This window comes from Escherichia sp. E10V5 (assembly GCF_004212315.1).
Lineage (GTDB): Bacteria > Pseudomonadota > Gammaproteobacteria > Enterobacterales > Enterobacteriaceae > Escherichia.
Map to the genome: position 1 here is coordinate 195088 of NZ_RHJM01000013.1, position 20790 is coordinate 215877.

A 20790-nucleotide genomic window follows, 5' to 3' on the forward strand; every position below is an offset into this window, starting at 1 on the left:
GTGTATACTTAATTTTGTGATATGGGTCACGAAACAAAGGCCCAGCTAAAAGATTATGTCGAGGTAAAAATCATGAAAATCAAAACCACTGTTGCTGCATTAAGTGTGCTCTCTGTCCTCTCTTTCGGTGCTTTCGCTGCCGATTCCATTGATGCTGCACAAGCTCAAAATCGTGAAGCCATCGGCACCGTGTCCGTCAGCGGTGTAGCATCTTCTCCAATGGATATGCGTGAAATGCTGAACAAAAAAGCGGAAGAGAAAGGCGCGACTGCTTACCAGATTACCGAAGCGCGTAGCGGCGATACCTGGCACGCCACAGCTGAACTGTACAAATAAACCCTCATCGTCTTGTCCGACGACATTGCCCCCGGTTTGGGGGCTTTTTTTTGCGCTAGTGACGAACATTAAAACGCAAATGCCCTTCCAGCTCTTCCTCCGCCTCATCAAACAGCAATATTAACGCGCCAAAACGCCGACGCGTTTTTTCTCCCAGATGAACAAATTCGATCTCCAGCGGTAGCGGCAGAACATCGTTCATTAATACATCCCACAGTGAGTCGAGATCGCGCACCTTATCTTTCGCCAGACCAAAGGTTTGGCGAAAGTCGCGATAAAAGTCCTCCTGACTCTCAATCTCATCAAAATCAAAGCTATAGATATTCATCTGTTGCCACCGTCACGTTTCGCGGCGAGTTCTGCCGTTCATCGCTAAGTATAGACATGAAAAAACCGACGCTTTTGGCATCGGTTTCTGATTACTGACAAAGTGCACTTTGTTCATGCCGGATGCGGCGTGAACGCCTTATTCGGCCTACCAGGGGGTGCAAATTCAATATAGGCCTGATAAGCGTAGCGCATCAGACAATTTGGAGTATGTCAGCAATCTCAACCGACACCTTTTGGCGTCGGCTTTGACTTAATTATCGGTTAGCGCGTGCTGGTATTTATGCAGCATACCGGTAAGCCGATGCACCGGTTCCGTGACCTGCGGCGGCGCTTGCCAGATGCGTAGTTTTTCCTGGTAGATATCCAGTTCTTCCAGCAACTGACCGAAGTAACGACGGCGTTTGTCATCGCTGCGGGCAGAAATCACATGGTCCGCTGTGCGGCGCATTTGTCGGTGAAATGCCGATAAATCATCATTCACGGGTATCGGCGCATCACGCAATCGCTGGTGAGCGATAATCATCGTTAACGCCAGGCGAAACTTCGGCAAATCGCCGGGAAATTTATTCATCAGCAAAAACAACTGCTGATAAAGCGCTGGCAGATGGTTCTCTTTACGCCGGGCGACATTGGTGGTCATCGCGGAAACAGCGGCAGAAACAAACTGATTAAGCAGCACGCGTCCTGTCCTGTCGCGCGATTTATCCCGCACCAGTAGAATGACGATGAACGCCAGCACACAGCCCACGATTTGCCCCAGCGCGCTATCGAGAAACTGACTGAACTGAAAGGTCATCGGGTTATCCAACACGATAATATTAATCGTACTGGCCAGCGCGCCCATCGATCCCAACCGCCGTTTCTGCACTTCAATACCAAGGAAAAATCCCAGCACCGCCAGGCTAAGGCACAGCAGCAACATACTCTGTTGGGTATTGGGGATAATCACCAAAAAATAGAGCAGTCCTAACGGTAGCGCAGCTACCGTGCCGTAGATAAAGTCGATCGCCACCATGCGTGGATTAGGTAAACGCATTGCCAGCGACGTTACGACGGCAATCATCACCATTGCGCCACTGCCGGAGGTCCATCCGGTCCACAGCCAGAACAAAGTCCCCAGCATGCAGGACAGCGTGGTACGCCAGAAGTTGACCATTGCATGATGGCGCTCGGCGGATTCTACTTTTACTTCCGGCTCACCTTGCAGGATCTCTTCTTCAGTGGCGTTAATTTTGGTGTTACTGATAACGCCTCGCTTGAGCAATTGATAACGCGTTGCCGCCGCAACCCAGCTATAAATAGTGATGGGTGTTTCACGTTCCCCGGTCCAGGCAATCACTCGCCGCAGGCGTTTTAGCTGCTTATGGACGTCCTGCGCAGTTTCTACCGGCGTGTCAAAAAATTCGCGGAAGGTATCAGTGATCAACTCCGGGCGCGAGTTCTGAATGAGATAAGTTTCGCAGGACTGGGTGATCAGCGTCAGCGACAACGTGTTGATCGCTTTTAAACGCCGATTGGCACGCGCCCAGCGGGAAGATTCCATGTTCAGATTGCTACGCATCCCTTGCAGCGCCGTGGTGCGGCGAACCAGGTCGCCCCAGGCCTTATCAACAATCTCGCCATCACCATGTTTGATGCATAATTGCATTAGTTGATATTGCGCCACCAGCAAACTTTCCAGCTCTCGATCCACTTCTTGTTTGATCGATCGTGGAGAAAAGAGCAGATCCGCCACAATAGCACACACAATACCAATGACGATTTCACTACAACGTTCAACGGCAAACTGCGGCGTCAGCAGCGGTTCTGGCTGAATGGTGATCACAATGATCAGCGCTGTATAACCGGCAAGCCCCCACGCATAGGAGTTCTCTACTCGTACCAGCGAGGAGAGCCAGGTACAAAAACCGGCCCAGATACAGCACACCAGAATCATCAACAATGGCGCACGGATCATCGCAATGATGATCACCAGCCCGGCAATACAACCGATAAATGTACCGATGATGCGCAAAAAGCCGCGATAGCGGATGGCGCCAGAGTACGGTTCGCCACCGGCGGCAAAGGCAGGACCGGCGGCAACAATCGCCGCAGTCAGAACAGCCCAGCGTGGTGTTTCAAGCTGAAAATGAAAGCCAACAAACAGCGCCAGCACAATGGCGGTCGCCAGTTTTACCGCGAAGCGAATATGTTGGTTAGCAATGGAGAAAATACCCATCGTGATTAACCAAACTCACGCAGGCGATGGGCCATTTTACGGAAGAACGAATCCTGGCTTTCATCGCGATCTTGTTTACCCGTAACCACCACAGTAGCGGTAGTCCCCGCAGGCCAGATGTTATCTTGCTGGTTGTCGAGACGAATACGTACCGGGACACGTTGCGCCAGACGCACCCATTCAAGGTTGGAATCGATGGTCGCCATCCCTTTGTCGTCACGCGTACTGCTGGCGTTAGTGACCCCAGCGGCAACACTATCGACAGTCCCTTTCAGCACTTTATTGCTACCAAGCGGCGTGATTTCTGCGCGATACCCAGAACGTACCCCTTCCAGCTTGGTTTCTTCCATATAGGCCAGCACATAGAAGGAGTTCTGTTTCACCAGCGCTACAGCCGTTGAACCACGCGTAATAAATTCACCGGTATAGACGTTGAGGTTGGTCACCCAGCCATCTGCTGGTGCGCGGATCACGGTACGTTCAAGATCCAGTTTTGCCAGATCGCGGGTTGCCTGAGCTTTCGCTAACTGATGCAGGACCGTTTGCAGCACGTTATTGGCCTGGTCTATCTCTTCGCGAGACATCGCCTGTATGCCGAGACGGTTGCGACGTCCAGCTTCCTGGCGTTTTTCCTGCGCCAGTACCTGATAATAGGCAACATCAGCTTCTGCTTCTTCGAGGGCCTTTTGGTAGCGTGGTTGGTCGATGGTGAACAGTACCTGTCCTTTTTTCACCAGCTGGTTATCATGAACATTCACTTGGGTGATGAGTCCGGAGACATCCGGCGCAATCGCGACCACATCGGCGCTAAAGCGTGCGTCACGCGTCCACGGAGATTCGGTGTAATAGACCCAGGCATTAAAAATTGCGATGAAGGCCAGAATGACTAATACGACCGTGATGGCCGTACGGGAGAATTTTCTTATTAGCGTTTTCACTTCAACCTCAAACGAACAGTCGCGATATCAAATAAAACAAACAGCAATAGAGCGCGGTGTTGAACAGCGCCGGATGCCAGACGAAGTCGTAGATACCTGTTGGCACAAGGACCCGGCGCACCAGCCAGAAAATCGCCAGTGATAAAAGCAATTCGAAAAATATCGGTGGGAAGGACAGCCCAAACACCACGATAACGGGAAACAGACTCATGTTGACCTTGGTTGTATAGAGAGAGCAGGTGTTATTATTTTCAGCATCTGTCGCCGCAGAGAAGGGCATAGAAAGCCGGGCGAGAGCAACATTGCTGTAGATTGATATTTAATATATTAGCGTAACTGTTATGCTGTTATCTATATTATGTGATCTAAATCACTTTTAAGTCAGAGTGAATAATGGAACGACTAAAACGCATGTCGGTTTTCGCCAAAGTGGTTGAATTTGGTTCGTTTACCGCCGCCGCCAGACAGCTTCAAATGAGCGTTTCATCCATCAGTCAGACGGTGTCTAAACTGGAAGATGAGTTGCAGGTAAAGTTGTTAAACCGCAGCACACGCAGCATTGGCCTGACCGAAGCAGGTAGAATTTACTACCAGGGCTGCCGTCGGATGCTCCATGAAGTGCAGGATGTCCATGAGCAACTGTACGCCTTCAATAACACGCCTATCGGGACGCTGCGCATTGGCTGTTCTTCAACTATGGCTCAAAATGTTCTCGCTGGGCTGACGGCAAAAATGTTGAAAGAGTACCCTGGTTTAAGCGTCAATCTGGTTACCGGAATTCCTGCACCCGACCTGATTGCCGACGGCCTGGATGTCGTGATCCGCGTCGGCGCGTTGCAGGATTCCAGCCTATTTTCCCGCCGTCTGGGGGCGATGCCGATGGTGGTGTGCGCCGCTAAAAGTTATCTCACACAGTATGGCGTACCGGAAAAACCCGCCGATTTAAGTAGCCATTCATGGCTTGAATACAGCGTGCGTCCGGACAATGAATTTGAACTGATCGCGCCAGAAGGGATTTCGACTCGCCTCATCCCACAAGGACGGTTTGTCACTAATGATCCAATGACGCTGGTGCGCTGGTTAACGGCAGGCGCTGGGATCGCGTATGTACCGCTGATGTGGGTGATCAATGAGATCAATCGTGGGGAGCTGGAGATCCTGCTGCCGCGTTATCAGTCGGATCCACGCCCGGTTTATGCACTGTATACCGAAAAAGATAAGCTGCCACTGAAGGTGCAGGTCGTGATCAACTCACTGACGGATTATTTTGTCGAGGTCGGTAAGTTGTTTCAGGAGATGCACGGGCGCGGGAAAGAGAAGTAATTCATGTGCGTGCCGGATAAGGCGTTTACGCCGCATCCGGCAACCAATGCCTGATGCGACGCTTACCGGCCAGGATAGATTACGCGGTACCGCCAACGGTCAGGTTGTCGACTTTGAGCGTCGGCTGGCCCACGCCAACTGGCAAACTCTGCCCTTCTTTACCACAGACACCCACGCCGTTATCCAGTTTCAGGTCGTTGCCCACCATCGAAATTTGCTGCATGGTTTCGATACCGGAACCAATCAGCGTTGCGCCTTTCACCGGTTTCGTCACTTTACCGTTTTCAATCAGATACGCTTCTGAGGTGGAGAAGACAAATTTGCCGGAGGTGATATCCACCTGACCGCCGCCGAAGTTCGGCGCATAGATGCCATACTCGACGGATTCAATGATTTCCTGCGGCGTCGATTTACCCGGCAGCATGTAGGTGTTGGTCATACGCGGCATGGGCAGGTGTGCATAGGATTCACGACGACCATTACCGGTCGGCGCCATACCCATTAAGCGAGCGTTGAGTTTATCCTGCATGTAACCTTTCAGGATCCCATTTTCAATCAGCACGTTGTACTGACCCGGCGTACCTTCGTCATCAATCGCCACCGAACCACGGCGATCAACCATCGTGCCATCATCCACTACCGTACACAGTTCAGATGCTACCAGTTCGCCGACCTGGCCACTAAAGACCGAAGTGCCACGGCGGTTAAAGTCGCCTTCCAGACCGTGACCTACCGCTTCATGTAACAGCACGCCCGGCCAGCCTGCGCCAAGTACTACCGGCATGGTGCCCGCAGGCGCGGCAACGGCAGAAAGATTGACCAGCGCCATACGCACTGCTTCTTTCGCCCATGCATCCGCACGGACTTCACCGTCGAGATCGGCAAGGAAAAATTCATAACCAAAACGACCGCCGCCGCCGCTGGCACCGCGTTCGCGTTTACCGTCTTCTTCGACCAGAACGCTTACTGAGAGGCGCACCAGTGGACGGACATCTGCCGCCAGGGTGCCGTCGGTGGCCGCAACCAGAATTAATTCATAGACGCCACTGAGGCTGGCAGTCACTTCCTGTACGCGTTTGTCGGCTTCACGGGCAACTTTATCGACGCGACGTAAAATATCCAGTTTCTCCTCGCGGCTCATGCTTTGCAGCGGATCAAGCGAGGTATACAGCGGGCTATGCTCTACCGCGCCCAACGTCTGTACTTTGCCATCACCACTGTCACGGACAATGGTACGCGCCGCTTGTGCGCTCTGTTCCAGGGCCAGCAGGCTGATTTGGTCGGCGTAAGCAAAACCGGTTTTTTCACCGCTGACTGCACGCACGCCAACGCCCTGATCGATGTTGTAAGAACCATCTTTGATAATGCGGTCTTCTAAAACCCAGGATTCGTGATAGCTCGACTGAAAATAGAGATCGCCGTAATCGAGGCGACGTTCGGCCAGTTGACCGAGAATCGCGAACAAATCCTGATGTTTCAGGCCGTTCGCCGCTAGCAATTGTTCACTTACCAGGTTCAGACTCATCGTTTTTGTTACTCGTTAGTTACTTCGGTAGAGGATTTTTTACGGCTGCCGGATGCGGCGTAAACGCCTTATCCGGCCTACGGTTATGTTCCGACTCGTTGGCCTTTGGCAACGATTATCTAATGAGATTGGGGCAATTACGCGCCATCGTCAAATCATTGCGCTTTTTCTTTACGCGGTTGGCGCAATACTTCGTTGATTTGCGGAGCGTCCAGCGGACCAGAAATGTGGTAGCGCAAAATGGAGACTTTGCTCCACAGCGGCCCCAGCACTTTACTGGCAGCAAACACCGCCGCACCGACAATGGGGTTAACCGCAAAGGCCGCAGCCACACCCACCGTCGCGGAAATTTCTGGTGCGACAACCGCCTCCATATTCAGATCGCGGCGTACCAGATTTACCGACCCTTTCATGGCGATATCCGCTTCCAGTCCATCCACCAGCGTGTCATCAGTGTGCATAACACCGTCTTTAATCCACGCCGTGCTGCGAATGGAGTCAAAATAGAAACCTTCGCCAAAGGTATCCCTGAAATCAAAGCGCAGCTTTCGCATCAGAGCATCGACGCTCAATAAGCGCAGCAATTGCCCGGCATGTCCGGTGCTAATGTCGGTAATTTCACCTTTGCCCAGTTGAGTATGGATGATGCCATTCAACGTTGCCTCATCCGGCTGCCACGGCGTTTTCCGCCAGTGTAAATCGTAGTCCACATTAAATGACGACTGGCGTATTGGCGTCGTGACACCAAAAAATTCAGCAGCGGCATCAATTTTCTGCCCGCGTAATTTTCCTTTCAGCGAGGTACGTTCATTCCCCGGATTGTTAACCCATTCACCCTCGGCAGTAAGCCGCGAGAAACCGGTATCAATCAGTCCATTAGCCAGCGTTAACGTATCGCCAGAAATGGTGATATCGCTGTCGATGCGACCGAATTTTTGCCCCCAGAACCAGCACTCTGCGCAACGTATTTGCGCATCCGGCCAACCACGGAAGCTAATGCGCTCCGTAGTTGGGAAAGGTGACGACGGCGTGGAGTCACCACTGGTTTTCGCCACGCTGGGGTTGTAATAGAGATATTTAATCGTCGCCAGCCACGGCGCGTTATTGCGCATTGCCAGCGTAGCGTTGATTTCACGTCCTTGCGCCTCGACCTGAGTGCCATTTGCCATCGGTTGCGAAACAATACTCAGGTTATTCCATTGCTGATTTCCCAACGACAACGCTGGCGTACGCAACGTAATGTGCTGGGGAAAACTCACCGCACTACCGACTTTATCCGTAGCGCCTTTCTGGAAAAGCGCCAGCCACTCGGCACCATCCATCGGTGGCATATTTAACTCAACACCGCTTTGTTCCGGTAACGGTGGAAGCGTTTTACTGTCTGCCGCCCAGATAGCGCGATCGAGCGTCAGCTTTTGACCGAGCAACCAGCGGCTGTTGAAATGGTTATCCGCGCCAGCCTGTCCGGTTAATTCAAAGCTATTGAGGTTGCCATCGACCTTAATGTTAACCGGCAGCGATTCGCCAGCGGGTTTGGCTAACGGCGAAGGTAAGTGACTACTCACATTCTTCAGATCACCGTTCAGTTCTACGTTATACGTTGCGCCAGCATGATAAGGCAGCTCAATGCCCACTTTACCATCCCAGGCCACGCTGCCGCTTAACGCTTCATTCACCGCTTCAGGCAGAACGTCAGTTTTCGCTGGCTGCCAGTTACCGTTGAGATTCACCGCGACCTGGTAGGCTTTCGCCCCTTCTTTGGTGGAAAAATCCACGTTCAGTGGCTGATTAAACCAACTTGCTGTCAGTGGTTCGCTTTGCAGATCGCCATTGATAAAGCTGAATTTACCGCTCAAATTTTTCAGTGTGCTATCAAGTGGTTTGATAAACAGACTGTTATTACGCAGCGTCACTTCGCCTTTCGCTGTAACCAGTTCGCCGTTCAATGGGATATCGAGATGTAAGCGAGCATTCACATCGCCGTCGAGCTGGAGTTCTTGCAGGGTTGCTCCCAGAGAGTCTTTCAGCGGCGTCTCATCAAAGTAAGGACCAACCGCTTTGCCCGGACCTTTAATGTCAGCATCAATCAGCAATTTTTCTTTCGAGTAGTCAGGGATCACTGCGGTGAGATTACTCGCGCGCACGCCGCCCAGATTGACACCATCGGTTTTCATCCATAAACCGTCGTTTATGAAGTCCAGTTCAATATCGAGATTAGTTAACGCAGGCCAGTCCGGCTGGAAGGCAAACTTCGCATTACGCAGCGGCACCAGCACCTCAAACTGACCTTCGTTGTGTTTATAGGGGAAGAGTTGCGGATTGCCGCCATAAACCAGCGTCGCGTTATCCGCTTCACCGCCCTGAATTGCGCCACTTAAGTAATCGACTAACTCTTTCCCCATCAGATTTTCTGGGAAATAGCGCCACGCTTGTGAACCATCATCGGTACTGATACCCGCCAGAATGCCCAGCCAGGGTTCATCATTAGTCGGTTGCAGGTAGCGGAAACCGCCGCGTGCATGGACGGCTTTGGCTTTAACATCAATGTTGCGGCCATCAAGCTGGAAACCTTTGTCGTTATTCAGCCAGCTTAGGGTCGCCTTACCGTCAGCAATTTCCAGCGGTGCGCGGAAAACTGTTTCGTAAGGCATTTTCGCCTGTTTCATGGACGCGGTCAGTAAACCATTTTCTACACTACCGGAAAGCGTCCCGGAGAAATGTTCCGCGCCCGGCAGTAATTTCCATTGCTTCCAGGCCAGATCGCTCCACGATGCCTGAAAGCGAGTCTTGTCTGCTGCCTGAAGCGGGATATCCAGCGCCAGGGTGTTGATCTTGCCGCTCGGTTGCGTAGACCGCCAGATGTCGCCCAGCGCAGGTGAAAGTTTTGCTGCCAGCGGACGAATACCTTCCAGCCCCGCCAGTTCCAGATTGCTGGCGCGAATCCGCAGTTCGTCACTGCGTTTATTATTCTTTCCACCAACATCCTGTTCCGGTATCCAGGCCAGCGTCAATGCCCCACTCGGCCAGCGTTTGCCATCCATCGTGATGCGGGTATCAGGAATAGAAAACTGCCAGCCGGGATGTTCACGCGTAATGTGTGCGGTGAGATTATCTACCGCCAGTGAATGCGTTTGCTTCTCGCCCAACCAGCTGGCACCGCCCTGTTTCAGCCAGACGTCACCGCCGGTTACATCGCCTTTGTCGATCGTCATCCAGCCTTCGAGGGAGAACTGCGCCGTTTCCAGCGCAATGTTGTCCTGCATCCATTTACCCAGCCACGGCTTCAGGTCAATATCATCAGCCTGTAGCCAGACGCGACCGTTGCTTAACAGCCCTTCGTCATCACGCAAATCCATGCGAACTTGCATCACGCCGTGCTGCCCGGTGAGGCTGGAGAGACTTACCTGGCCTTCCGCACGGTGTCGACGCGGATTGTTAAGCCAGGTGAGTTGCGGGATCGCCAGTTCGGCGCGCTGACCGGATGGCGTGAGGAAACTGACTTCGCTGTCGCGGAGATCGAAGTGATCAAACTGACGAAGAAACAGGTCGCTGATGTGGCTGGCTTCCAGACCATCATTACCACCACCGCTGGTGATGGGCGTATTGGTGCGGAAACGCAGTTGCCAGAAAGTCAGATCGCGAAACTGCCAGCGCATATGCAGCAGGCTCTGCCAGACATCCAGCGCCAGAGTAACGCGTTTGACAGAAAACTCACCGCCATCTTTCAGCTCCGCGCGAATGTCGCGCGCTTCAAGCGTGGGGCCAAAATTCTGCCAGCTGGCGGAAAGCTGGCTGGCTTCTACCGGCATGCCGGTAGCAGATTCAATTTTATTGAGGATTTCTGGACGCCAGGCATCAAGATGCGGCAAAGCAATACGCAGGCCGCTGACCAGCAGCGCAGCGATCACAACGAGCGCGGCTCCAGTAAGCAGTAAAATCCCCGGCAATCGCCTCACCCGTCACTCCTTGTCTGCTAAAAATGTGACTCAAAAAACTTTGCCGGATGGCGGCCCAGCATTTGTTTACATCATGACGACGTCAAACTGCTCCTGGTTGTAGAGCGGTTCGATTTGTACTTTAACCTGCTTACCCACAAAAATTTCCACTTCCGCCAGCGAGTGCGACTCTTCACCTTTCAAGGCCTCGGCAACTGCCGGAGAAGCATAGACCAGGAAACGGTCGGAGTCGTAAGCATGGTGCACGCGAACAATCTCGCGCATGATTTCATAGCATACTGTTTCCACGGTTTTCACCGTTCCGCGACCGTGGCAAGTTGGGCATTCGTTACACAGTACGTGCTCAATGCTTTCGCGGGTGCGTTTACGCGTCATTTCCACCAGCCCCAGCGCCGAGAAGCCGTTAACGCTGGTTTTCACCCGGTCTTTGCTCAGCGCCTGTTCCAGCGAATGCAGTACGCGGCGACGGTGATCCTCATTATTCATGTCGATGAAATCAATGATGATAATTCCGCCCAGGTTACGCAACCGTAACTGGCGAGCAATGGCCTGCGTCGCTTCAATATTAGTATTGAAGATGGTGTCGTCCAGATTGCGATGACCGACAAACGCCCCGGTATTGATGTCCACGGTGGTCATCGCTTCGGTCTGGTCGATAATCAGATAACCGCCAGACTTCAACTCAACTTTGCGTTCCAGCGCCCGCTGAATCTCGTTTTCGACGTCAAAGAGATCGAAAATCGGCTGGCGCCCCGTGTAATGCTCCAGCTTGCTGGTCATTTCCGGAATGTACTCAGAAGTGAACTCAAGTAATGCTTCGTAAGTCAGCCGTGAATCAACGCGAATGCGGTCCAACTCGGCATCGGCAAAATCACGCAGCACACGCTGCGCCAGCGCCAGTTCACCGTACAGTTGATAACGCGTCTGTGGGCGCTTTTTACGCTCCATGACTTTGGTCCAGACACGCTTCAGATAAGCGGCATCGGAGGCTAGTTCAGCTTCGCCTACACCTTCTGCCGCGGTACGGATGATAAATCCGCCCTGCTCGTCGCAATACTCGGCGACCACTTTTTTCAGGCGTTCACGTTCGGATTCACTTTCGATACGTTGGGAAACCCCAACATGAGACGCTCCTGGCATAAACACCAGATAGCGAGATGGCAGCGTGATATCCGTGGTCAGGCGCGCGCCTTTGGTACCAAGCGGATCTTTCACCACCTGTACCATCAGATCTTGCCCCTGACGGACCAGTTCCGAGATGTCACGCACCGTAAATTGTTTTTGTTCCTCACCTGCCACACATTCGGTGTGCGGCATGATGTCAGAAGCGTGTAGAAACGCAGCTTTATCCAGCCCAATATCTACAAAAGCCGCCTGCATACCCGGAAGTACGCGACTTACACGACCCTTGTAGATATTGCCTACTATTCCGCGTCGCGCCTCACGTTCAATATGAATTTCCTGCAGAATACCGCCATCAATATACGCCACTCGTGTTTCCGAAGGCGTTACGTTTACCAACAATTCAGCCGTCATGTTTATCCCTTTTCTCACGCAGTGCGTTAAAATTACTCAATAATTCACACGTTTCAACCAGCGGTAAGCCGACTACGGCGTGATAGCTGCCATTTATCTTCCTGACAAAACAACCACCAAGCCCCTGAATACCGTATGCACCTGCTTTATCTAACGGTTCACCGCTGGCGACATAGCCCGCGATATCTTCATCTGTTAACGTTCTGAAAGTCACATCGGTCACCACCAGGCAATCGAGAATGTACTGGCTGTCGGCCATCGCCACTGCCGTCATTACCTGATGGGTCTGCCCCGATAATTTGCGCAACATCTGCACCGCATGATCGGCATCGCGCGGTTTCTCCAGTACTTCGCCGTTCAGAATCACAATGGTATCCGCCCCCAACACCGGGAGATCCTGTGCCGTTTGCGCGACGCCCGCCTGAGCTTTCTCGCGCGCCAGACGCACAACGTATTGCTGCGCGCTCTCCTGCGGAAAGCGTTGCTCCTCAATGCCCGTAACGATACGTTCGAAGGAAACGCCAAGTTGCGCAAGTAACTCCTGCCGACGCGGAGAACCGGAAGCTAAATACAGAGAAGTCATAGAAACCTTTATTGCACTGCAAACTGCTGACGAATTTTGCGCATCAGCATGAAAATCCACGGCCAGAGCACACCATTGACTACACTACTCCAGAACACTTCCGGTCTGAAAGAGACGTTGATCACTAAAAACTCTGCCCAGAAAACAATAATATCCACAACCAACGAAAGCAACATGACGACCAGCGCCTGCTGCCACAATGCCAGATTACGGAAAAGCTGGAATTTCAGCGCGACCAGATAAGCAATGATACTCATCGATAACGCCCGTACACCGAGCGTGGAGCCACTGATCAGATCCAGTATGGCACCCATCACAAAACCTGTGCCCACATTTACGCGATGGGGCAAGGCGAGGCTCCAATACAATAAGATGAGCAAAACCCAGTTAGGCCGGAAAACGATAAGATTATCCGGCCAGGGCATAATTTGCAGTAATAACGCAATGAGGAAAGAGAGCCAGATAACCCAGCGCCCCTGGCTACGATAGCTCGCCACTATTGCCCTCCTGGCGTACGCGCAGGTGGTTGAGTACCACTCTGCGGCGGCGTAGCCCTTTGTGGAGAGCGGTCAGCGGCAGTACCTGTTGCAGGTTGCTGCGGGCTTGGCTGGGTAATTCCCGTTGCCGGTTCAGGCAGTTTTGGCCCCATTGCATCTGGCGAAGGCAATACCTGCGGCATCATTTGCATCAGGCGTTCATTAGCAACACGATGCACCTCTTCCGGCGTCATCGGGTTGGCCCCGTTACGATCCGCCCCCCACAACAGAAGCAGATAACGTAAACGTTGCAGTCCCGCAGTCGGACGCGCCTGAATCACGGTATATGCGCGCTGGGTATCGAGTTTCACGGAAGAGACAACCGCCACCGGATAACCTTCCGGGAAACGACCGCCCAGACCTGAAGTCACCAATACATCACCAACACGAATATCAGTATTCGCCGGCAGGTGCTCAAGCTGTAAATCATCAGTACAGCCATTACCCGCCGCGATAACGCGGATATCATTACGCAGCACCTGAATCGGCAGCGCATGGGTCGCGTCGCAGATCAGCAGTACGCGGCTAGTCAGTTTTGCGACCGCCACCACCTGGCCGACCACACCTTTATCGCTAATGACTGGCTGGCCTTCGTAAACACCGTTGACACTGCCTTTGTCAATAACAACCTGATCGCTGTACGGATCGTTAACAGTAGAGATAACCTGGGTCACCATCTTCTGTTCGTCCTGACGCAGCGGAGAACCCAGAAGCTCACGCAAGCGCGCGTTCTCCTGTTTATATTGTCCCAACATCAGCAGATCGCTGTTTTTCAGCAGCAACTCCTGACGTAACGCCCGGTTTTCAAGTTCTAGTTGATCACGCGAGGCCAGCGTCTGCGATACGCCATCCAGCAATTCACGAGGAGCATTGGAAATAAAGTAGAAAGGACTGACAGCGGTATCCATATAGGTACGGATTTGACTGAAAGTCCCCAGGCGGCTGTCGGCAATAATAATGCCGAGCGCCACCAGCACCGCCAGAATAAGGCGAATCTGTAGCGACGGGCCACGGCTAAAAATTGGCTTCATAAGTTATGCGTATTCTCGTATCAGACCAGGCAGGATAAACAAACGCTTCCCCTGCCTGCATCCGATTACTCTTCGCTGAACAGGTCGCCGCCGTGCATGTCGATCATTTCCAGCGCCTTGCCGCCACCGCGCGCCACACAGGTCAGCGGATCTTCAGCAACAACGACTGGAATGCCGGTTTCTTCCATTAATAAACGGTCAAGGTTACGCAGCAATGCGCCACCGCCAGTGAGCACCATTCCGCGCTCAGAGATGTCGGAAGCCAGTTCCGGCGGACACTGTTCCAGCGCAACCATCACTGCGCTAACGATGCCGGTCAGCGGCTCTTGTAGCGCTTCGAGGATTTCGTTGGAGTTCAGCGTAAAGCCGCGTGGAACACCTTCAGCCAGGTTACGACCACGAACTTCAATTTCACGCACTTCATCGCCCGGATAAGCCGAACCGATTTCGTGTTTAATACGTTCTGCTGTCGCTTCACCGATCAAGGAACCGTAGTTACGACGAACATAGTTGATAATGGCTTCGTCGAAGCGGTCACCGCCGATGCGTACAGAAGAGGAGTAAACCACGCCATTCAGCGAGATTACGGCAACTTCAGTAGTACCACCGCCGATATCAACCACCATGGAACCGGTCGCTTCAGAAACCGGCAGACCAGCGCCAATTGCCGCGGCCATCGGCTCTTCAATCAGGAACACTTCACGGGCGCCAGCGCCCTGCGCGGATTCACGAATTGCGCGGCGTTCAACCTGGGTTGCGCCAACCGGCACACAGACCAGAACGCGCGGGCTTGGGCGCATAAAGCTGTTGCTGTGCACTTGCTTAATGAAGTGCTGGAGCATTTTTTCAGTCACGAAGAAGTCAGCGATTACGCCATCTTTCATTGGGCGAATAGCAGCAATATTGCCCGGCGTACGGCCCAGCATCTGCTTCGCGTCATGACCTACTGCAGCCACGCTTTTTGGTGAACCGGCACGATCCTGACGAATGGCCACAACGGAAGGCTCATTCAATACGATGCCTTGTCCTTTTACATAAATGAGGGTATTCGCAGTACCCAAGTCAATGGACAAGTCATTGGAAAACATGCCACGAAATTTTTTCAACATACTAAGGGATAATCCTGAAAGCTGGGGCGGAAAAGAAAATCCGCTTACTTTACCAACCACACGCAGCAGCGACAAGGCGCAAAAATCATCTGCTACGGTGAAAATTAGTGCAGTTCGTTTCCTTTGTTACAAATCTCTGCCTGAGTCCAGATAAGGCTAAATGCGTCAACAGCATTCCTCGCCTGTTTGCAACTGCGTAAGGTCATTCATCTGCATATGTGCTGCAACAATCTGGCGAGCAGATAAGCACACTCCCACGAAACGCAGCGCGCGTTATTCTACGTGAAAACGGATCAAACGGCAGGTTAAACCGAGTATCTTTGTGAATATTTTTTCACGTTAGTATCAAGTGGCTGTGAGGACGCGAAAAAATCCCCCTGGCCACCCAAAACCCCGCGCTGAATCAGGGTCTGCCACTCGCTTCGCGAACGTACGCCAGTCGCGTAAACCTGGGTGTTGGTCCCGGAACAGGCTTCTACCATGCTCTGAACCAACAATTGGTTTTCCGTTCGCTTCTCAATATTTCTTACCAGCCCCGGATGAAGCTTGAGTAATTCGACATTAAGTTCTTTGATCCAACTGGTACTTACCAGCGTCAATCCAGCCTGGTTAACGGCAACTCGAACCCCTAAAGCATTCACCAAACGAATGACAGGTTGCAAGCGACCGATATGTTGACCAACATCAGCCTCTGCAAGTTCAATAATTATGCGTTTTCGTTGTGATTTTTCACACTGCATCAACGTATCGCGCAGCCAACGCTGGAAACGCGGGCGGATCAACGACTCAACGGTCACCTGAATCGCCAGATTTTCTTGCGGCCAATAGCGTAACAGCGGGATGAGACGACTGATTTGCAGGCGGTCATACTCTTCCGATAAACCAAACTGCAACACCATCGGCATATATTCCGCCGAGCTTACCTCTTCATTACCATCAAAGATGCGACACATAATTTCGCGATGATGAACCTGCCCTTCCCGGGTGACCGCAGGTTTTTGATAAAGCCTGGGACCGCCACGACTCAACATTTGTTCGATTAGCGTACGCCAGCGAACGTTGCCGCGCCCTTTTTCTGGTAATGAGTCATCGTAAATCGCCCAGCTATTACCCCCCTGTAATCCCGCATTACGCGTGGCGGATTCGGCATGGTCCATCACTTGTTCTGTTTCCTGGCCGCTACGCCAGGCACAGATGCCGATATGAATCATATCTTCACGATCGAGCATTTTATTGCTCGGTAAGGTATCAACCGCTTTGATCAACTGCCCGGCAATGCTCTCCGCCTCTTTTAAAGTCCGATGCGGCAACAGCGCGGCAAAATCGCTACGGTGATAGCGCGCCAGCAGTGCACCTGGATAGCGCATCATAAATGTCGACAGCAGATTCGTCAGAGTGAAGAACTGTTCTTCGGCCTGGCTGTGTCCCCACGTGTCGCTCAACATATTGAAATCAGGTAGACGGATCATCATCACGATCCCGTGAGTCCCTACCTTCTCTTGATCTTCCAGTAATGTAGCCAACTGGTTGTCGAAAAAGAGACGGTTATTGAGGCCGGTTTTAATGTCCTGCGCGGCGTAAGAGCGAATCAGCGTATCAAGACGGCTGTGCTGTTCACGCGCATTCTGAATTTCTGAAAGCAGCATATCCAGCGCACTGCTGGTCCCTGGCGGCCATTCATAGATGGAGCCAAGCACATTCGGCCCACGCTCCCCGTTTAAGATACGCGCCGAGCGAGTTTCCAGTAGTTCTTGCCCGGCAAGTTGCCGCTGCAACCAGCGTACTGCAAGGAAGAGCATAATAATAATAAAACCAATTGCCCCAGTGAGCGGCGCGGTGGTCATCAGCGAGTGAAAATAGTTTCCCATCGGGTCCTGATAAACCAGATGTAGCGACATTCCTGGATGTTTAACTAACGGAACGGTCAGTTCGCGAAACAGATCGCTGGTGCCAACAGGGCGGTAACTCCCCTGGCGGGAAAGGGTATAAACCTGTTTGTTATTGTGTAACAGGTCCACGCGAACGATATCTGCTGACATCATCAGTTCACTGATTTGTGGCCTCAGCGAGCTGAAATCAGACGACACCAGATGCGTATCGATCGCCGTCGCCACCGCCTGAACGCGATGGCTAAACTTATACTGAATCGCGTTATAGAAACTTAACGAGCAGCCCATCAAAGTCACAAAGATCGTTAACCCGGTGAGCAGCGTGACAAAGGCCGAAAATTTCGTCGTTAATCTCATCCTTGTGTTAACTCCGATAGTGAGGAAGCGGGCATACTAGCAAATCAGATTTATCTCGCAATTTATTGCGCTTCATCGACTTTGCTTTTCAATTAGCGAGTATAGTCTTCAGAAATTATTTTCCAATCCATCATGCACATGAGGACTTCTTATGCAGGCGTTACTTTTAGAACAGCAGGACGGCAAAACCCTCGCATCTGTACAGACTCTGGACGCAAGTCGCCTGCCGGAAGGCGATGTGACGGTCGATGTCCACTGGTCGAGCCTGAATTATAAAGATGCGCTGGCAATAACCGGTAAAGGAAAAATAATCCGCAATTTTCCGATGATTCCTGGCATCGACTTCGCCGGAACCGTACGCGACAGTGAAGATCCTCGTTTTCATGCTGGTCAAGAAGTGTTACTCACGGGCTGGGGTGTTGGTGAAAATCATTGGGGCGGGCTGGCAGAACAAGCGCGCGTAAAAGGCGACTGGTTGGTTGCCATGCCGCAAGGTCTGGACGCGCGTAAAGCGATGATTATTGGTACTGCTGGGTTTACCGCCATGCTGTGCGTGCTGGCCCTGGAAGATGCCGGTATTCGTCCACAAGATGGCGAGATTGTGGTAACGGGCGCCAGCGGCGGCGTTGGTAGCACTGCCGTGGCGCTGTTGCATAAGTTAGGTTATCAGGTGGTTGCTGTTTCCGGTCGCGAAAGTACCCATGAATATCTGAAAAGTTTAGGTGCCAGCCGAATTCTGCCGCGTGATGAATTTGCTGAATCCCGTCCACTGGAAAAACAGCTTTGGGCCGGGGCGATTGACACTGTGGGCGACAAAGTGCTGGCTAAAGTGCTGGCGCAAATGAACTACGGCGGCTGCGTGGCGGCCTGTGGTCTGGCGGGTGGTTTTACTCTGCCAACCACCGTCATGCCATTTATTCTGCGTAACGTTCGCCTGCAGGGCGTGGATTCGGTGATGACGCCACCAGCACGCCGCGCACAAGCCTGGCAGCGTCTGGTTGCCGATTTACCGGAATCATTCTATACCCAGGCGGCAAAAGAGATTTCACTGGCTGATGCACCAAAATTTGCCGAGGCCATTATTAACAATCAGATCCAGGGCCGTACGCTGGTAAAAATTAACTAAGCGTTAGCATAAAATAATTTACATATCGTTAACGAATTTTAGCGGCACTTTGACATTCTCCCTGCCATAGTAATCATGAGCATACCGGGAGTCTGTTATGAAAAATATTCGTCAACTTACAGAAGCCGATGTCACTGCTGAATCGGCTTTTTTTATGCAACGTCGGCAAGTTTTGAAAGCATTAGGCATCAGCGCCGCCGCCCTCTCTATACCAAATGCCGCCCACGCGGATTTACTTGGCTGGTTCAAAGGGAACGATCGCCCGCCCGCGCCTGCCGGAAACCCCCTGGAGTTCAGCAAGCCTGCTGCCTGGCAAAATAACCTGCCACTGACACCGGAAGATAAAGTTTCCGGCTACAACAATTTCTATGAATTTGGGTTGGATAAAGCAGATCCCGCCGCGAATGCTGGCAGCCTGAAAACCGATCCGTGGACGTTGAAAATCAGTGGTGAAGTCAGTAAACCGTTAACCCTCGACCACGATGCGCTAACCCGTCGATTCCCGTTAGAAGAGCGGATTTACCGGATGCGCTGCGTGGAAGCGTGGTCGATGGTGGTGCCGTGGATTGGTTTTCCGCTGCATAAACTGCTGGCGCTGGCAGAGCCGACCAGCAACGCGAAGTACGTCGCTTTCGAAACAATTTATGCACCGGAACAAATGCCCGGCCAGCAGGACAGGTTTATCGGCGGCGGTCTGAAATATCCCTATGTAGAAGGATTACGTCTCGACGAAGCAATGCATCCGCTCACACTGATGACCGTCGGCGTCTACGGCAAGGCGCTACCGCCGCAAAATGGCGCGCCGATACGCCTGATTGTGCCATGGAAATATGGCTTTAAAGGCATCAAGTCGATAGTGAGCATTAAGCTGACCCGAGAACGCCCACCAACCACCTGGAATCTTTCGGCCCCCAACGAATACGGCTTTTACGCCAACGTTAATCCGCATGTTGATCACCCTCGCTGGTCGCAGGCCACTGAGCGATTTATCGGTTCAGGTGGCATCCTGGATGTGCAACGCCAGCCGACACTGCTATTTAACGGCTACGCCGATGAAGTCGCGTCACTTTATCGCGGACTGGATCTACGGGAGAACTTCTAAGTGCGTTTGACTGCAAAACAGGTTACCTGGCTGAAATTTTGCCTGCATCTTGCCGGATTTTTGCCGTTTGTCTGGCTGGTTTGGGCAATCAATCATGGCGGGCTAAGTGCCGACCCGGTGAAAGATATTCAGCATTTTACCGGTCGGACTGCGCTGAAATTTTTATTGGCGACGTTGTTAATTACCCCGCTGGCGCGCTACGCTAAGCAGCCATTATTGATACGCACCCGCCGCCTGTTAGGTTTATGGTGTTTCACCTGGGCGACGCTGCACTTAACCAGTTATGCATTACTGGAACTTGGCGTGAACAACCTGGCGTTATTCGGTCAGGAATTAATCACCCGACCTTATTTAACCCTGGGTATTATCAGTTGGTTGATTTTGCTTGCTTTAGCATTCACGTCTACACAAGCGATGCAGCGAAAACTAGGCAAACACTGGCAACAGTTGCATAACTTCGTCTATCTTGTCGCGATCCTGGCCCCCATACATTATCTGTGGTCAGTGAAGGTTATCTCACCGCAGCCGCTCATCTACGCCGGGCTGGCATTATTGCTTTTAGCCTTACGTTATAAGAAGTTCCGTCAATGGTGGCGTTAATTTCGTGAACTGTGCGGCTTATTGCAAATTACGCGACGTTGAAAGTTATTTACATGTTAGCTGTTGATTATCTTCCCTGATAAGACCAGTATTTAGCTGCCATTTGCTACGAAATCGTTATAATGTGCGACCTCGTTCTCCCTAAGGCAGCTTTTAAGCTGCTGAAAAGGTGACAATGGCGCAACGAAGGTATATTTTGTTTTTTGCCGGAGGATAGCAGCAGATCGCTGCACAATGTCCGTCAAGTCTCACATTGACACTCTGGGGCAAAATAGACCGGCGTCCCGGCCTGCTG

At 52.1% G+C, this 20790-nt stretch carries 17 protein-coding genes; 5 read left to right on the plus strand and 12 right to left on the minus strand.

What is annotated here, in order from left to right; all coding sequences use genetic code 11:
• Positions 1–72: 72 nt before the first annotated feature.
• Positions 73–336, plus strand: a complete 264-nt coding sequence (gene yhcN / locus D9738_RS10980; RefSeq protein ID WP_000695690.1) for a peroxide/acid stress response protein YhcN — start codon at positions 73–75, stop codon at positions 334–336.
• Between the two features lie 55 nt (positions 337–391).
• Here yhcN and D9738_RS10985 read toward each other — a convergent pair whose 3' ends face one another.
• The 4 genes from D9738_RS10985 to aaeX form a co-directional block, all read right to left on the minus strand.
• The gene (locus D9738_RS10985; protein ID WP_001028998.1) at positions 392–664 is read right to left on the minus strand and encodes a barstar family protein; all 273 of its coding nucleotides are present in this window, start codon (positions 662–664) and stop codon (positions 392–394) included.
• 252 nt (positions 665–916) lie between these two features.
• Positions 917–2884: a p-hydroxybenzoic acid efflux pump subunit AaeB gene (aaeB, locus tag D9738_RS10990; RefSeq protein ID WP_130204530.1), complete on the minus strand. Its 1968-nt coding sequence runs from the start codon at positions 2882–2884 to the stop codon at positions 917–919.
• Positions 2885–2889: 5 nt separating this feature from the next.
• Entirely contained in the window at positions 2890–3822 is a 933-nt protein-coding gene (gene aaeA, locus D9738_RS10995) for a p-hydroxybenzoic acid efflux pump subunit AaeA (protein WP_130223742.1), read from the minus strand.
• A gap of 7 nt (positions 3823–3829) precedes the next feature.
• A complete protein-coding gene (aaeX, locus tag D9738_RS11000; protein ID WP_000051841.1) occupies positions 3830–4033 on the minus strand; it encodes a p-hydroxybenzoic acid efflux pump operon protein AaeX in 204 nt (67 codons plus the stop codon).
• A gap of 182 nt (positions 4034–4215) precedes the next feature.
• Here aaeX and aaeR point away from each other — a divergent pair, with 182 nt between their 5' ends.
• The gene (aaeR, locus tag D9738_RS11005) at positions 4216–5145 is read left to right on the plus strand and encodes an HTH-type transcriptional activator AaeR (RefSeq protein WP_130204526.1); all 930 of its coding nucleotides are present in this window, start codon (positions 4216–4218) and stop codon (positions 5143–5145) included.
• A gap of 79 nt (positions 5146–5224) precedes the next feature.
• Here the strand turns inward: aaeR and tldD are convergent, their stop codons facing one another.
• From tldD to csrD, 8 genes are all read right to left on the minus strand, one after another.
• Positions 5225–6670: a metalloprotease TldD gene (gene tldD, locus D9738_RS11010; protein ID WP_130204524.1), complete on the minus strand. Its 1446-nt coding sequence runs from the start codon at positions 6668–6670 to the stop codon at positions 5225–5227.
• 155 nt (positions 6671–6825) lie between these two features.
• Positions 6826–10626, minus strand: a complete 3801-nt coding sequence (yhdP, locus tag D9738_RS11015; protein WP_130260184.1) for an AsmA2 domain-containing protein YhdP — start codon at positions 10624–10626, stop codon at positions 6826–6828.
• A gap of 66 nt (positions 10627–10692) precedes the next feature.
• Positions 10693–12162, minus strand: coding sequence for a ribonuclease G (rng, locus tag D9738_RS11020; RefSeq protein WP_000123197.1), 1470 nt, complete (start codon positions 12160–12162; stop codon positions 10693–10695).
• Positions 12152–12745: a nucleoside triphosphate pyrophosphatase YhdE gene (gene yhdE, locus D9738_RS11025; RefSeq protein ID WP_130260185.1), complete on the minus strand. Its 594-nt coding sequence runs from the start codon at positions 12743–12745 to the stop codon at positions 12152–12154. Before yhdE ends, rng begins: the two co-directional genes overlap by 11 nt.
• A gap of 8 nt (positions 12746–12753) precedes the next feature.
• On the minus strand, positions 12754–13242 hold the full coding sequence (mreD, locus tag D9738_RS11030; RefSeq protein ID WP_130204518.1) for a rod shape-determining protein MreD: 489 nt from the start codon (positions 13240–13242) through the stop codon (positions 12754–12756).
• Positions 13242–14312: a rod shape-determining protein MreC gene (gene mreC, locus D9738_RS11035; RefSeq protein ID WP_130204516.1), complete on the minus strand. Its 1071-nt coding sequence runs from the start codon at positions 14310–14312 to the stop codon at positions 13242–13244. Before mreC ends, mreD begins: the two co-directional genes overlap by 1 nt.
• Before the next feature lie 65 nt (positions 14313–14377).
• The gene (gene mreB, locus D9738_RS11040) at positions 14378–15421 is read right to left on the minus strand and encodes a rod shape-determining protein MreB (protein ID WP_000913396.1); all 1044 of its coding nucleotides are present in this window, start codon (positions 15419–15421) and stop codon (positions 14378–14380) included.
• A gap of 305 nt (positions 15422–15726) precedes the next feature.
• Positions 15727–17667 (minus strand): RNase E specificity factor CsrD, encoded by a 1941-nt coding sequence (gene csrD, locus D9738_RS11045; protein ID WP_130260186.1) that lies wholly within the window; start codon positions 17665–17667, stop codon positions 15727–15729.
• 151 nt (positions 17668–17818) lie between these two features.
• Between csrD and D9738_RS11050 the strand changes: the two genes are divergently transcribed.
• The 3 genes from D9738_RS11050 to msrQ all read left to right on the plus strand — a co-directional run bounded on the left by D9738_RS11050 (position 17819) and on the right by msrQ (position 20495).
• Positions 17819–18793, plus strand: coding sequence for an MDR family oxidoreductase (locus D9738_RS11050; RefSeq protein WP_130260187.1), 975 nt, complete (start codon positions 17819–17821; stop codon positions 18791–18793).
• Positions 18794–18890: 97 nt separating this feature from the next.
• Positions 18891–19895, plus strand: a complete 1005-nt coding sequence (gene msrP, locus D9738_RS11055) for a protein-methionine-sulfoxide reductase catalytic subunit MsrP (RefSeq protein ID WP_130260188.1) — start codon at positions 18891–18893, stop codon at positions 19893–19895.
• Entirely contained in the window at positions 19896–20495 is a 600-nt protein-coding gene (msrQ, locus tag D9738_RS11060; RefSeq protein ID WP_130260189.1) for a protein-methionine-sulfoxide reductase heme-binding subunit MsrQ, read from the plus strand.
• Positions 20496–20790: the final 295 nt, after the last annotated feature.